Source organism: Paenibacillus sp. FSL P2-0136, from assembly GCF_037975325.1.
Classification (GTDB): Bacteria; Bacillota; Bacilli; order Paenibacillales; family Paenibacillaceae; genus Paenibacillus_AQ; species Paenibacillus_AQ silagei.
Map to the genome: position 1 here is coordinate 5,493,372 of NZ_CP150244.1, position 15,076 is coordinate 5,508,447.

The window sequence follows — 15,076 nt, forward strand, 5'->3', positions numbered from 1 at the left end:
AGCGGCTTCTTGCTGTATACATGGTCTATTCCAGCTGGACCCGTGGTTATTCTAACTGCACCCGTTCGGATTCTGCGCAAGCAGCGCCCGCCCTCCGTTACGGCAGAACCGAGAAGGTGATATCGTCGAACAGCATATAAGCGAAGCCGCTGGTATAGAAGCCGACCTTGCCGGACGGGCGGTGGTTCGGATCGCTGCCGGAGAGCCTTGGCGAACCATTCACAGATACGGCGATATCTCCGCCTCTCACCGTTACCTTCACATCATATTCCGTATCCGGCAGCAGGTCATGCCCCGGCAGTACACTCTCGGTAAGCTTCTGCCACGCTGTATCATACAGGATCCAGGAGGAAGATCCGTCTGCCCGGGTCCGGTAGCCGATCCGGGTGGAGCCGGAGCTGTCCTGGCGGTCGAAGATGTACAGGATGCCGTTATCCGGCATCACGGACGGCGTCTTCAGCTTGAACTCCAGCTGATAATCCGTGAAGCTGCGGTCCAGCAGGCCTGACGCGCCGTTCAGCAGCTTATAGCGGCGGTTGCCGTCCGGATCAGCGGCGATGCTGCGGTTAGGGTCCACCGGCCAGCCGTTGCCCCCGTTCTCGAAGTCCGTCTCATGCATAATATTAGAGACGGTGACGGTAATATCCGCCTTGATGAGCGGATTCACCGTAGACACCGCCGAGATGACCGTCTGCCCCTCGTATACGGCATGCACAACGCCCGTATTGTCCACCGTAGCGACCGCCGGGTTGGCCGACTGCCAGGTCACGCCTGTATCCGGCGTATCCGCAGGGTCGAAGGCCACCTGCAACGGCCGCTGCTCCCCTGCGGCCAGACGCACCGCGCTCTCCGCCGGAATAATCCCGGTCAGCGTAGTCGTCAGAGCCTTGAACTGAATGTCATCGAAGTGCATCTGGCTGACATTGCTGACGTAGAAGCCGACTTTGCCCTCTGCATTGTGTCCCGGATCATTGCCCTTCAAGCGGAAGGCTCCGTCCAGATAGACGCTGATATCGCCGCCCTTCACAAGCATTTTGACACTGTATTCTGTATCCGGCTGCAGGTCATGCCCCGGCAGCTTGACTTCCTTCAGCACCGTCCAGGCCGAATTGTACAGCAGCCACGCAGAGCTGCCGTCCGCCCGGGTCTTGTAGCCGACCCGGCTGGAGCCGCTCCCGGCCTGACGGTCGAAGATATACAGGGTCGCATTATTCCCCATCACCTCCGGCGTCTTCAGCCTGAAGCTCAGCTCATAGTCGGAGAAGGTCTTGGCACTGAGCGATGAGGCCCCGTTCAGTACCTTGTACCAGCGGTTCGTGCCAATCTTCTCAATGCTGCGGTTGGCATCCTGCAGCCAGCCGTTCGCACCGGATTCAAAGTCCGTGAAATCCATCACGCCGTCGCCGGCCTCCACATGAACCGTGACCGTGGCGGTCAGCAGCGGATTCTCTGCCGAGGCTACCGTAATGACCGTGCTGCCGACCGACTGGCCAGTAACATTACCTGCGCCGTCCACTGCCGCGATGGCGGGATCAGCCGAAGTGAAGGTCAGGGCGGGATGATCCGCATTCCACGGAAGCACTGCCGTGCGCAGCTTCACCGTTTTCCAGCGGTCCACGGTTATTTCATTGTCATAGACGGCAACTCCCTGCACGGGATAGCTGTCCGGACTGGTTGTCGTGCCCGCCCTGCCGTCAACGCCGATATCGTTAAACGGAATGTCAGGGAAGCCGGGAATGGCACCAAAGACATCCGCATCCGGCCGCAGCGACAGATCGCCTCCCGCCAGGTCGGTGAAGCCGGGATCTGCGACAGTCACCCAGTTACTCGCATACTGGACCAGTCCGAACTTGTCGTAGGCCCCGTACACATTGGTCGTTACGCTGCGCGGAACCGACGGGTTGTAGACGACATTCCCCTGGAACGTATTGGTGTCGGGATAATACCGGTTCTCCGTGAAGAAATCCGCCAGCTCGGGATACTTGGTCATATAAGGGGTGCCGGTGAAATTATTGTTCGCCGCGAACAGCGCCTGCCACTTCGGCATGTAGTTGAGCGGCACCTGATCATCCGGCTCGTCGCCCAGGAACATATCCGCATAATCATAAGGAAGCTTGCTGTCGATGAAGATATTGTTGCGGGTCAGGATATGGGATCCGCCGTTATTTTTAATCGCCGAATTGCCCATCTTGTAGAAAATATTCTCGTCAATGGTCAGTCCCATCGTGAAGTTGTCAGGGTATACCCCTTCTACTCCGGCCTTGCTCTCGCCGATGTTATGGAAATAATTGCGCCGGATGACCGTCCCCCGCTCATGGGGCTGCTCGCCCGCATTCATATAGATCGCGCCGAGATCCGAGAAGGTGGTGCATACGTCATAGATCTCGTTATACTCCACGGTATGGTCATTGCCGAAGATCAGCACGCCGGGATGGGGCGCGTCATGCAGCTCATTGTTCGACATGCGGTTACCGACGCCGGATAGCAGTACACCGGGATTATAGGCTTTGTGATAGTAGGCAAAATCGTGGATATGCGAATTCTCCACCACATTGTTCCCGGGCGCAAGCGTTGTCTTGTTCCCTCCTGTCAGCGTGACGGCAGTGCCGCCGATATGATGGATATGGCTGCTGATAATGGCATGGTCCGTACCCGGCGCCCCTTCGAAATTGTTGTAGTAGAACCGGCTCTGCGTATTGACCAGCACCCCGCTGTTGGTGAAGTTACGGATCTCGCTGTTCAGGATACGCATATGACTGCCGCCCATGAATACGGCTGCCGAATCACGGCCGTTCTCCAGAATAAGCTCGGAGAAGTCGATGTACGAAGCATTCAGTGCGTTAATCATCGGACTCTTCAGCATTGTGACTTCAATATCGGGATTCGCGGCAGCGAACTCGGCATTCGGCAGAAAATAGAGCTTGCCGGCCGGGCGGTCGATATAATATTCGCCGGGCATATCGATTTCCTCCAGCAGATTCTGCGCGAAGTGGAAGTCAGGATACCAGTTCTTGAAGATACCGCTCATCTCCCCGTAGCGGAGGGTGATGCTCTTAGCGGCCGTATCGATGGAAGCAATCTTATTGTACGACCATTCCCAGCTGTAGCCGAAAATCCCGTCCAGCCAGATATCGTCTGCCTGCGTCCAGTACTGGGGCCGGTCATACGTATAGGTGAAGGTGCCCCCGCGCGTATGCACTTCCCCGTTCGGGTCCTTCCGGGTCGGACCGGGATCAAGGATTTCATCCATCTGGACGGTGCTCTCATTGGGCCAGCGGGCCAGGGTCATGCCCTGCCCGGCCACATACAGCTCCATCGGCGGCACCTCGCTGAGATCATTGGCCAGATAATAGCCGTGGCGGCTGAGCTGGCCGTAATCGGTGATGCCCAGTGCTCCCAGATCTGCGGCCAGCACCTTCGTTCTCGCCTCCGGGCTGATGATCCGGCCGAGAATGGCCGGATCCGTGACCGGAACGAATGCCGATTTGGCCAGCTGGCGGGAGCCTGACAGCGTAACCGACTCCCCCGGATAGGCCGTATACGTGACCGGCTTGCCGGCTTCGCCCGAATCCTGCTCCCGCAGCTCGAAGCTGGACGTCCGTTCATACCTGCCTTCACGCAGATACACCGTAACGCCGCCTTCCGGCAGTCCCTCCTCCGCTTTGAACGTCCGGATCGTATCGCGTGCTTTCTCAAGCGTCAGAAATGGGGCATTCAGCGTTCCGGCATTGGAATCGCTTCCATTATTAGCCACATAAAATGCGGTCCCGGACAACACCTCCTCCGCATGTACAGGGGACGCAAACGGAGTAGAGGGATTGAGCGTGAACAGCAGACTGGCCGCAAGTGCCGCAAGCAAACGTTTTTTCACCAAGGCTCCTCTTCCTTTCAACGTGGGATGTAGGGGCTTACTTCTTCAGACCTTTATCCTTAAGGAATTGTTCAAATTGTTTGGTGACTTCAGCCACGTATTTCTCTTCGCCCGCTTCCTTCAGCTTGCCGTACAGCGCAGGCCAGGTTTCTTCGAAATCAAGCGTTCCGGTCACGAGTCCGCGTTTGTATTCTCCCCACACGGCATTCAGGTTGGCAATCTCCGTATTCACCGGCTCGGAATTGAATTTGAAGGCACCTACAGGATTAACCTCGGAACTCGAGTTGATCTTCTTGGTCTCCTCCCAGACATTCTCCGGCTGTCCTTCCTTCAGATACGAGTTGAATACGCTGCCGAACACCCAGTCCATATTCGGCAGATAACGGGAGTCCGCTTTGGCCTTGATGTACTCCCCGTCCAACTTGTCATAGTGTTCTCCGGCAATGCCGTTGCAGAGCAGATTGTACAGCTCCTTGTCGGTATTGACCAGATTCAGCAGCATCATGGCACGCTCCGGATTAGGGGCAGTACGGCTGATCGACTGGTTGGTGGTCGCCGAATAGCCGTTGGAGAACCAGTCGCTGAGCGGAACCGTAATGACCTCGTTGCCGCCGTTTTTGGCCTTGACCTCCGCTTCCACGCCCGGCTTCAGCGTCACGTTGAAATCGACGGCAATTTGGCCTTTGGCGAGGTAATCATTCGCTTTTTCGGTAGCGGCATCCTTGTAAATATAGCCCTCCTTATACCATTTGCTGGCCAGCCGGAAATTGTCCAGCTCTTCTTCCGGATAGCGCTGGAGCGTATACGTAGGATCATCGGTTTTGATATAGAAATGGTCATCCAGACCCGGAACTACCCAGTACTTGTCGTCATGCGACTGCGGATTGATGAAGGAAGTGCCGAATATGCCAAACGGAATGATATCCGGCTCGTTCTGCTTAATCTGGGCCAGGAACGGCTCGATGTCTTCTATTTTTTTGATGGAAGCGGTATCAAGATTATACTTGTCGGCAAAACGCTTCTGGATGATAAATCCGTAACGGGAGCCGTTGATCTGCTGGTTCGGGATACCGTAAATCTCCCCGTCCACCGAGAGGCCGTCCCACATCACCTGCGGCACCTCCGCCTTCAGCTCCGGAGCGTATTCCTCCAGCAGCTTATCCATCGGCTGAATCGCGCCCTTGCGCACCAGCTCTTCCGGCTTCAGCATGTAGCCGGTCCAGAGAATGTCGAACTTCTCGCCTGCTGCAAGCACCGTGTTCATCTTCTGCACATAATCCCCGATCGCTACAGGCATCAGCTTGACGGTGGCATTGATCTTCGCCTTCGTAATCTTGTTGACTTCCTCCTGCACCTTATCCTGGTCTGCCTGAAGCTGGGACAGCGGATAATACCAGGTCAGCTCGACCGGCTTCAGCTCGCCATCCTTCCCGCCTTCCGCAGCCGCACTTTGCGTTGCCTCCGCTCCGCTTCCTTCCGTACCTTTAGCGGCATTACCATTGCCGCCGTTATTGTTCCCTCCGCAGCCTGACAGCACGGATGCAGCCAGCAATACGGATGCCAAAACGCCAACCAGCCCTTTTTTCATGTAAGTGACCTCCTGTACTTAGTACATGTAATGTATGTTAACCCTTTAGGGAGCCAACCGTAAGCCCTTTGACGAAAAACCGCTGAAAGAACGGGAAGATGACCAGCATCGGTCCGCCGGCCAGTACGGCAATCGCCATCCGCGCGGAGCTGTTGGGGAAGCTGCTCAGATCAATGCCAAGCTGCCCGGTAAATTCAGAGTTCGTCGTGAGAAACTCGATGCTGTTGAGCGTCCGCACCAGCAGAAGCTGCAGCGGCACCTTGTTCGGATCATCAATGTAGAGCATCGCGTTAAACCATTCGTTCCAGTAGGTGAAGGAAATCAGCAGGCCCAGAGTAGCCAGCGCAGGCGTTGAGAGCGGCAGGATGATCCGGAAGAAAATACGGAATTCCCGTGCGCCGTCGATTTTGGCCGATTCGATGATCTCCAGCGGGATCTTGGACATGAAGCCCTTCATGACCATAATGTTGAACGGCGACAGCAGGATGGGCAGAATCAGCGCCAGCAGGCTGTCCTTCAGATGCAGATATTGCGTAATCAGAATGTAGGAAGGAACGAGCCCCCCGCTGAACAGCATGGTGAAAAATACATAAAAGGTCGTCGCCCGGTTATACCGATAATCCTGCCTTGAAATCACGTACGCGGTCATCGCGGTCAGCAGCAGTCCGGTCAGCGCGCCGATGATGGTTATCGTGAAGGTCACGCCATAGGCCCGGAGCAGGATGTCAGGCGCGTCCAGCAGATAGCGGTAGGCATCCAGACTGAAGGACTCGGGGATGAACTGGTACCCGTTTGCAGTCAGCGACTTTTCATCCGTCAGCGAGACTGCGATGACCAGTACAAACGGCAGAATGACCACCAGCGACAGCACCGTAAACAGCAGATTAATGAACAGCTTGGAAAATTCGAATGTTTTGCCCATGCTCAGGGCACCTCCTTACCACAGGGAATTATCGGGATCGACCTTGCGCACAATTCCGTTGGCCGTCAGCACCAGCACCAGACCGACCACCGACTGGTAGAAGCCTGTAGCCGCAGACATGCTTACATTGCCGACTTCACGCAGCGCGCGGTACACATAGGTATCAATGATGTCGGTAGAGCCGTAGAGAAAGCCCGAGTTGTTCGGGATGAAATAATGCAGGCCGAAGTCGCCGCGGAACATATTGCCGATAGACAGGATCAGCATAATGATGATGATCGGGGCCATCAGGGGAATCGTGATTTTGAAGGCCATCTGCCGCTTGGTCGCCCCGTCGATCCGCGCCGCTTCGTAATATTCGCTGTTAATGCCGATAATGCCGGCAAAATAAATCAGCGTGTTGAACCCCACCACCTTCCATAGCTGGACCAGAATAAGTATCACCGGCCACGGCCCGGCATCCTGGTACCAGCTCACCGGGTTCAGCCCGAAGGATTCGAGGGTGCGGTTGATAAATCCGTCCGAATGGTTCAGGAAGGCGTACGCCACATAACCTACAAGCACCCAGGACAGGAAATGCGGCAGAAACAGGGCCGTCTGGTAGAACTTGCTCCATTTCGCCTTGATTTCGTTCATCAGAATCGCCAGCAGCAGCGCTGCCGAGGTCCCCACCAGAATGTACGCGGTATTATATAGAACCGTATTACGGGTGATCCGCCACGCCGTATCCGTAGTGAATAAGTAACGGAAATTGTCCAGTCCCACCCACTTGCTGCCGAAGATCCCGAGATCGTACCTGTAGTTCTTGAAGGCGATAATCAGGCCGATCATTGGAATATAGGCAAAAATCAATTTGTACAGCAGTCCCGGCAGCGAGAGCAGAAACAGCTCCCGGTTGTTCCGGAAATGGTGAAGCTCCCTTCCGATCCAGGTCTTTTTACGCGTTGCCGCAGGCGCACCCGGACTTGCTTGTTGTTCCGCCAGTGGAACCTTATTCAACATAACCAAAGCCCCTTCCTTTCCTTCCTTAGCTGCAGCTGTCTGCCTGTGTCCCAGGCTTTGCACGACTAACATAGCGCAGAACCAGGCCACTGCGTTACTGTACAATTGCAAGATTGCTGTAGATCCGGGCTGTATTGTTGCCAGATTCCTGCTCCGGCCGGGCCGTGGCATGCATCGCGCAGCAAAAAGCCCGCTATAGGAACAATGTCCATTAGCGGGCCTGGCTTAAGGCTGAAAACCCTGTTTATTGGCTTTGTTTATTTGCTGCGGTCAATGGCCGATTTCAGGCGGTATTCCTTCGGCGTGGTGCCGTAGCGGCGTTTGAACAGGCGGTAGAAATAGCTTTCATTCCCGAACCCGACCTTCTCCATAATCTCTGTCACGGTCAGGTCCTTCTGCTCCAGATACTCTCTGGCGCAGGCCAGGCGGGCTGCGTTGATCTGATCAACCACCGTCGTTCCTTCCTGCGCCTTAAATACCTGGCCCAGATAGACGGAGCTCATCTTGAGCATGTCGGCGATGCGCTGCACATTAAGGTCAGGATCGGCGTAATGCTTATCAATAATTTCCTTCACGGTCTCCGCCAGCAGCCTGTTCTTGTCCTCGCGCCCGCTCCGCCGCTGCTCAGCGACCTCACGCACCACCTCCAGGAGCACAGCCTCGATCTCATCCAGCGTTTCCTTTTCCAGAATACGGCGGTTGACGGCCTGCAGGTTGACCGAGACCGGGTTGACGTTGCGGCTGTTCATCTCGCCAAGCGTGTTGCTTAGCGTAACTGCAAGATGAAGCACCGCAGAGAACATATTCTCGTAGCTGAAGCTGCCCAGCAGCTCTCTCCATTTGCGGATCGTCTGCTCCGTCTCTGCCAGATCCCCGCCCTTCAGTCCCTCCGTCAGCTGCCGTTCCAGCTCCTGTGGGATACGAAGGGATTCATTTGCCTCATTCTCCCGGAGCATCCCCGGCTCAAGCACTGCCCCCTTGCCGTAGATCATCCGGTAGCCGGAGTGGCGGATGGCCAGATTGTAATGCCGGGTGATGTCGCGGTAATCCGTGAAGACCTCGCTTAGCGTGACTGTAAAAGTAATATGATAATAGTTTCCGATCGTCTGCTGAAGCTCCCTGAACCGTTCCTCCAGCTTCGCCAGTTCCCTGTCGTCACTCCCGGCAATAAAGACCAGATGACCGCTCTTCATATCGGCCGCTTCACAAGTGCCTTCCAGCCGCAGCTGCTCCTGGCCGATGTTAGCAATGGCGAAATACAGCAGGGACTCCATCGGCAGCCCCGGTTCGGCGGCCAGCCCCTGCAGATTATCAATCTGCACCAGCGCCAGACGGAGCGGAGACGGATAAGCGATGTCAATGCCATGCTGCTCCCTGAGCTGCCTGAAGGCAGCCTCATCCATGCTGTGGCTGGACCCGATCAGGCTGCGCAGCTGATAGAGCTTGGCAATATTCGACTGCGAGGCCCGCTCCAGCTCAAGCCCCTTCAGCTTGCTGATCATCTCGGTCACATTGGCCGCAATCAGCGACAGCTCATCCTTCGCCTGCGGAGTGCCGTGCGCCTCCTGCGGCACCAGCGTCAGCAGCTGGCCGACCGGCTTATACAGCCGCACCGCAAAGAACACGGACAACAGCACGGCCAGCAGAACAACAGACAGCGTAACCGCGATTTCCGTCCATTTCATCTGCCGGACGCTGCCCAGCACAACATCGTAATCCTGCATGCTGACAATCTGCCAGTTGTTCAGCGCTTTGCTCAGATAAGTGACCTTATACTTCCTGTCTTCATGTGTATAATTGAAGGAATTCAGCGGCTTGCCCGAGGCGCTGATCCGCGGCAGCAGCTCACCCCTGATATTCAGCCCGGCAGGAAGCAGGCCGTCCGTAGAAATAAGCACCTCACCCTCGCTGTCCGTTACGAACAGGACATCATTCTGCCGCTCGGCCACCTGGTTAAGCGCTTTCATATTATCCAGCATCCACCCCGGCTTCACCGTCAATATCAGCACGTTGTCATTGATTGAACCCAGCGACTCCCCGTCATACAGGAAGAAGGCAAAGACGTCTATGCCCCCGCCCTTTCCGTCAAGGTCCAGGGGAATCAGCTGCAGCTTGGGCAGATCCGCCCGGGAGCCCATGTAACCCTTCAGGGAATCGTACAGAACGCGGTTATCAATCTCATGATTCAGCGACGAGAAGAACCGGTGCTGGGCGCCGTTATAGAACACGGCAGCGTGCAGATAAGGGGAAGCCGCCACGGTATGATTCAGGCGCTCGATCTTGAGAATGCTCTGCCTGTAATCCGCACCTGACTTCAGGGCCAGCAGCTCCTCATCATTGTATAGAGATACGGCCAAATCCTTAACGATGCCGTTCATGTTCTCTATGTTGTAATTAATCTGGGTCAGCAGCTTGCGGTCTGCCTCGTTCTGCAGGCTAAGCACCTTGCTGCGGGCACCCGAGTTCACAAACAGCGAGGCCGCCGCCAGTGTGGCGACAACAAGCATGAAGCTGAGCAGAATCCGCTGTAAATATTTGCGCGAGCGGATTGTCTGAAGTATATTCATGGTCCTCTCTCCCGGCTCTTAGGGTGACACTACTATAATCCCGCGCTATTTTGCTTGTCAATCAGGGGTTCAGGAACAGGGCTGCTCCCGGAGTCCGTCCGGATCCTGGCGGAATAACTCCCGCAGCAGCACCTGCGCCATGATCCGGTGACCGGACAGATCCGGGTGGATACCGTCCCCGTAGCGGTAAGAGTCATGAAGCAGCCGCTCATGCCGGATATGCTCCAGCAGCGGTGTACGTATGTCGATGACACCGTCTGCAGGACAGCCGCCGGAGATCAACCAGTCCGCATAACGCTCCAATACACGGTCATAATCCCGGTAAGGCGCGAGATAGCTGAAATCAGCCGCCTCTGCGGGCTGCAGCGGACCGTCCATCGAGGCGGCGTGAAACGGCGGCGGTGTCAGCAGCACGGCAGCGGCTCCTGCTTCACGGATAAGAGCGCTCAGACGCTTCATCCCGGACTGATAGGCTGCAAAGCGCGCTTCCGAGAAGGGATGATAGATCCCGTCATTCATCCCGTAACAGGCAACGGCCACATCGGGACTGACCGCCGCCAGCTCGCCTGCCAGCCGGTCATGGACACAGGGCCGCGGAAATGGATGCGCGGCTTCGCTGAGTCCCGAGACGGTCTCGCTGGGAACCCCGCACGCAAGCAGTTCCACCTCCAGCTCCGGGCGGTGCCTGCTTAAGCCTTCCCGGACCAGGCTGATATACCGGCCGTCTGCCGTAATGCTGTCCCCGAGGAACAGTATCCGGAGATTTCCGGTACTTGGTTTTTCTTTATGATTCAGTACGTTGTGATTTAGTAAATGAAGCATTCTTTTCCCCTCCTGACCATTACGCAGGTCTCCCCGGCTGTCCCCAGCCAGGCAAATATGCCCGCAATCTAATGGTAGCGCCGCCCGCCGTTCTCCGCCTTGACGATCCCGACCTTCTTTAGCATAATATTGCCATGACAACCAAAATACTAGCGCGGGACATTGGACTTGAGCCCGGCTTCACCTTCAGAATCCAGAAGTGCCCGCTGACCCATGATTACTACGTCCACAGCCATGACTTCTCCGAGCTGGTCGTCATCCTGTCGGGAAACGCCGTGCATATCATTGAAGGGAGAGAGTATCCGGTTACCGCCGGCCAGGTTTTTCTGATCCACAGCAACGTTTCCCATGGCTACAAGAATGTCGAGGGCATCGAATACGTCAATGTGATGTTCCAGCCTGAACAGCTGCTCCAGCAGTCCGAGCTCAGACTGCTGCCGGGGTTCCAGGCATTATTCTATATCGAGCCGTTCTACCGGAAGGAGATGTACTTCAAGGGCATGCTCTCCCTGGAAGCCGGGCAGCTCCGGGAGGCGACGCGGCTGCTGGATGACATTCTGGAAGAGCATGACCGTCAGCCTGAAGGATACCGGCTGATGATCCGCACCTATTTCACCGCCTTGGTAGGCATGCTCTCTCGTTATTATCAGAACAGCAGCGGCCACGAGGATAACAAGGCGCTGCGGATCGGTGAGACGGTCACCTATATCGAGGAGCATTTCCTGCAGCCGGTCACCCTCCAGTCCATGGCGGATATGGCCTATATGTCCACCCGCCAGTTCCTGAGAGTGTTCACCCGCAACTACCAGACCACGCCGATGGATTATGTAATCCGCAAGCGGCTGGATTATTCCTGCACGCTGCTGCGCAGCCCCGGCCTGAGCGTCTCCCAGGTGGCGATGGACAGCGGCTTCCATGACCAGAATTACTACTCACGCCAGTTCCGCAAAGTATTCAACTGCACCCCCACCCAGTACCGCGAGCGAATCCTGAATTCCTGACCTTATCCCCGGCCATCGCTCAGATTTCCTCCGTATCGGCGGCAGCCTCATCCCGCATGCGCAGCCGCCGCCGGTATGCCCCGGGGGTGACACCGAACCTCATGCTGAACAGGCGTGTCATATAGTTCGGGTCCTGAATACCGACCCGTTCGGCAATTTCAGCAATGTCCAGCACCGTACCGCCAAGCAGCTTCTTCGCTTCCTCCAGGCGCCGCTGCAGCACATACTGCAGCGGCGTCGTGCTGATATGCTGCTTCATGCACCTCGTAATATAATCCGCCTGGAAATGCAGCTCCTCCGCAAGCCCGGCCAGATGAAACGGCTGTCTCCAGTGGACATCCAGATAGGCAGCGGCAGCCCGGGCCAGCCGGGCCGCCGGCTCCGGCTGGCCCGTCCGCTGGCATTCCGCCTGCAGCGCTACCAGCAGACCGGCCAGCAGCAGCTGGAGCCGGAGTGCGTTCTCTGCGCTCAGCCGGCTGTGAATCTCGTTCATCTCCTGCAATACCGGCTCCAATGCCTCTATATCAACCGGGGCGAATTTGGGCAGGTACAGGCGCTGCTGCACAGACGGTTCCTCATCCTCCACCGTTCCCTTAGCCAGCAGTGAAGACCAGGGAATCTCCCCGCGCCGGATATATCCCGGCTTATGCTCATGGATGAAGTGCACCCAGTAAATTTCCGTATCCTCCGCACAGGCCCGGTACCCGTCATGCGGCCTTCCCGCCTCCAGCACCAGGAGTTGTCCCGCACCCACTGCGTATTCCTTGCCTTCCTCTGCCATATAGAGCGTTCCCCGCTTGACCAGCAGCAGATCGTACACACCGAACGTGCGGGCGAAATGCCGGTCCCCCGGAGACCAGACCGCATGTCCCACCGTAACCAGCTGCGGCAGCGGGGGAATCGCAAATTCCAGGCACAGCATCATAGCTCCCCCTTGTCTCAGGTCGATTTTGTGCTATTCAAAGTCTATATTATCACTGGCTGCCACGGCGGAAAAGAGGTACATTGACTGGGAATCCGCTTTTCATCCAATTCTCTAAGGGGTTGTGTATCCATGCGTTTCCGTCAGGTTCATCTTGATTTCCATACTTCTGAAGCCATTCCCGGCATCGGGCAGGCCTTCTCCAAATCCCAGTTCCAGTCCATGCTGCGCTCAGGTCACGTAGACTCGGTCACCGTATTCTCCAAATGCCATCACGGCTGGGCCTATCATCCCAGCGACGCCAATGAGATTCATCCCGGCCTCTCCTTTGACCTGCTGGGCGAGATGATTGAAGCCGCTCATGAAATCGGGGTCAAGACTCCGGTCTATCTGTCAGCCGGTCTTGATGAGAAGCTGGCCCGCCGTCATCCGGAGTGGCTGATCCGCGATGCCGAGGACCGTACACGCTGGGTAAAAGACTTCATGACCCCGGGCTACCATGAGTTCTGCCTGAACACGCCTTACCTGGACATCCTGCTGGCCCAGATTCATGAAGCCGTCTCCCGGTACGAGGCAGACGGTATCTTCCTCGACATTGTCGGCGTCCGCAAGTGCCGCTGTCAATACTGCGTCGCCGCCCTGCGGGCAGCCGGCCGGGACCCCCGCGATGAAGCAGCCGTCATCGCCCTCGGCGAGCAGACCTACCTGAATTATGCCCGCCGTGTGCGGGAGACGATTGATGCCGTGAAGCCCGGCCTGCCGGTCTATCACAACAACGGCCATCAGCAGCGGGGACGCCGCGATCTGGTGCAGGTCAACAGCCATCTGGAGCTGGAGTCGCTTCCTACCGGAGGCTGGGGGTATGACCATTTCCCGCTGTCGGCACGCTACGCCCAGACGCTCGGCATGGAATTCCTCGGCATGACCGGCAAATTCCATACCTCCTGGGGCGAATTCGGCGGGTATAAGCATCCGAACGCGCTGCGGTTCGAAGCCGCACTCAGCCTCGCCCATGGCGCCCGATGCTCCATCGGCGACCAGCTTCACCCTTCCGGCTGGATGGATGAAGCGACCTATGCCCTGATCGGCGCCGCCTACAGCGAGGTGGAGGCGAAGGAGGAGTGGTGCAGCGGGGTTACGTCCGTTGCAGATATTGCCGTCCTGTCCCTGGAGGCTGCACGTGAAGCCAGCCCCGGCGGACAGGCACGCAGGGGGGAACGCAATCTAGCGGATGCCGGTGCGGTACGCATACTGACAGAAGGCCACTACCTGTATGACATCGTAGATACGTTCAGCGACTTCACCGCCTACAAAGTGCTGGTGCTGCCCGATGAGGTGCCCGTATGGCCGGAGCTGGCCGACGCGATCGGGTCCTTTACCGCCGGAGGCGGCAAAGTGCTGGCCACCGGACGCTCCGGCCTGAATCCGGAAGGCGATGCTTTTGCACTGAACCTGGGGATCAGCTCGCTGGGGGCCAACCCTTACCGGCCGTCTTACTTCAAGCCCCATTTCACGCCCGGCGCCCTGCTGTCCGCATCCTATGTAATGTACGGCGAGGGTCAGCTGGTGGAACTCTTGGAAGGACAATCGCTCGGTCATCTGGAGAATCCTTATTTCAACCGCGATGTCTTCACCTTCTGCTCGCACCAGCATACGCCGGGTGCACAGGAAGACAATGGGCCGGGGATGGTGGAGAGCAGCAGCGGGATCTATATTGCCTGGGATGTATTCAGCGAGTATGCGGATGCCGGCCATCTTATCCTGAAGGAAATGGTGCTGCATGCACTGTCGCGGCTGCTTCCGCTTCCTTCCCTTCGCACTAATCTGCCGGCCCGGGGCATAACGACCCTGCAGTACCAGCAGGCAGAGCAGCGCTATGTGCACCATCTGCTCTACGCCGCTCCCGCCCTCAAAGGCCGGATCGAAGTCATCGAGGATATTGTGCCGCTGCGGGACATTTCCGTCAGCCTGCGCCTCCCCTCCTCTGACCCCGTCCACCGGGTCTATCTGGCCCCGTCGATGACAGAGCTGCCGTTCACCGTCAGCAGCGGGGGCGGGATCACCTACACGATTCCTTACTTGGAGAATCATCAGATAGCGGTAGTCGAGCTGGTGTAGCCGGAAGAACGGCCGTTACTCCGCCCTGCCAGTCATGCCAGACAGGCCTGTAAGTTGCCCGGACGCAGCTTGCAGGCCTGTTTCTGCTTCCCGGTCCAGGCAGTCAAAATAACATAAGAAACCTAAAAAAAATGCAAGCCGTCCGGCTTCCTATCCCGCAGACTTCTCCAGTCCTGACAATCCCTCAAAATATCGCAAAACATGATGCGGAAAAACAGTTCCACTTTTAATTTATAATGATTGCGTAGCGCTACACATTTAAG

The 15,076-nt window shown here is 57.0% G+C and carries 9 protein-coding genes; 2 read left to right on the plus strand and 7 right to left on the minus strand.

Going from position 1 to position 15,076, the window contains the following annotated elements; translation table 11 throughout:
- Positions 1-97: 97 nt before the first annotated feature.
- The 6 genes from NYE26_RS23295 to NYE26_RS23320 form a co-directional block, all read right to left on the minus strand.
- Entirely contained in the window at positions 98-3,871 is a 3,774-nt protein-coding gene (locus tag NYE26_RS23295) for an Ig-like domain-containing protein (protein ID WP_339250448.1), read from the minus strand.
- A gap of 37 nt (positions 3,872-3,908) precedes the next feature.
- Positions 3,909-5,459 (minus strand): ABC transporter substrate-binding protein, encoded by a 1,551-nt coding sequence (locus tag NYE26_RS23300; RefSeq protein WP_339250450.1) that lies wholly within the window; start codon positions 5,457-5,459, stop codon positions 3,909-3,911.
- Between the two features lie 37 nt (positions 5,460-5,496).
- Complete coding sequence (locus tag NYE26_RS23305) at positions 5,497-6,381, minus strand: carbohydrate ABC transporter permease (protein WP_036732429.1); 885 nt, start codon at positions 6,379-6,381, stop codon at positions 5,497-5,499.
- Between the two features lie 15 nt (positions 6,382-6,396).
- A complete protein-coding gene (locus tag NYE26_RS23310; RefSeq protein ID WP_051478672.1) occupies positions 6,397-7,383 on the minus strand; it encodes an ABC transporter permease subunit in 987 nt (328 codons plus the stop codon).
- Between the two features lie 257 nt (positions 7,384-7,640).
- A complete protein-coding gene (locus NYE26_RS23315) occupies positions 7,641-9,950 on the minus strand; it encodes a helix-turn-helix domain-containing protein (protein ID WP_339250453.1) in 2,310 nt (769 codons plus the stop codon).
- Between the two features lie 69 nt (positions 9,951-10,019).
- On the minus strand, positions 10,020-10,772 hold the full coding sequence (locus tag NYE26_RS23320; RefSeq protein ID WP_339250455.1) for a GDSL-type esterase/lipase family protein: 753 nt from the start codon (positions 10,770-10,772) through the stop codon (positions 10,020-10,022).
- A gap of 134 nt (positions 10,773-10,906) precedes the next feature.
- On the opposite strand from NYE26_RS23320, the gene NYE26_RS23325 reads away from it, so the two are divergent.
- Positions 10,907-11,773: an AraC family transcriptional regulator gene (locus tag NYE26_RS23325; RefSeq protein ID WP_339250457.1), complete on the plus strand. Its 867-nt coding sequence runs from the start codon at positions 10,907-10,909 to the stop codon at positions 11,771-11,773.
- A 19-nt stretch (positions 11,774-11,792) separates the two neighbouring features.
- On the opposite strand, the gene NYE26_RS23330 is transcribed toward NYE26_RS23325, so the two are convergent.
- Complete coding sequence (locus NYE26_RS23330; RefSeq protein ID WP_339250459.1) at positions 11,793-12,698, minus strand: AraC family transcriptional regulator; 906 nt, start codon at positions 12,696-12,698, stop codon at positions 11,793-11,795.
- Between the two features lie 129 nt (positions 12,699-12,827).
- Between NYE26_RS23330 and NYE26_RS23335 the strand changes: the two genes are divergently transcribed.
- Positions 12,828-14,813: an alpha-amylase family protein gene (locus NYE26_RS23335; RefSeq protein ID WP_339250461.1), complete on the plus strand. Its 1,986-nt coding sequence runs from the start codon at positions 12,828-12,830 to the stop codon at positions 14,811-14,813.
- Positions 14,814-15,076 lie beyond the last annotated feature (263 nt).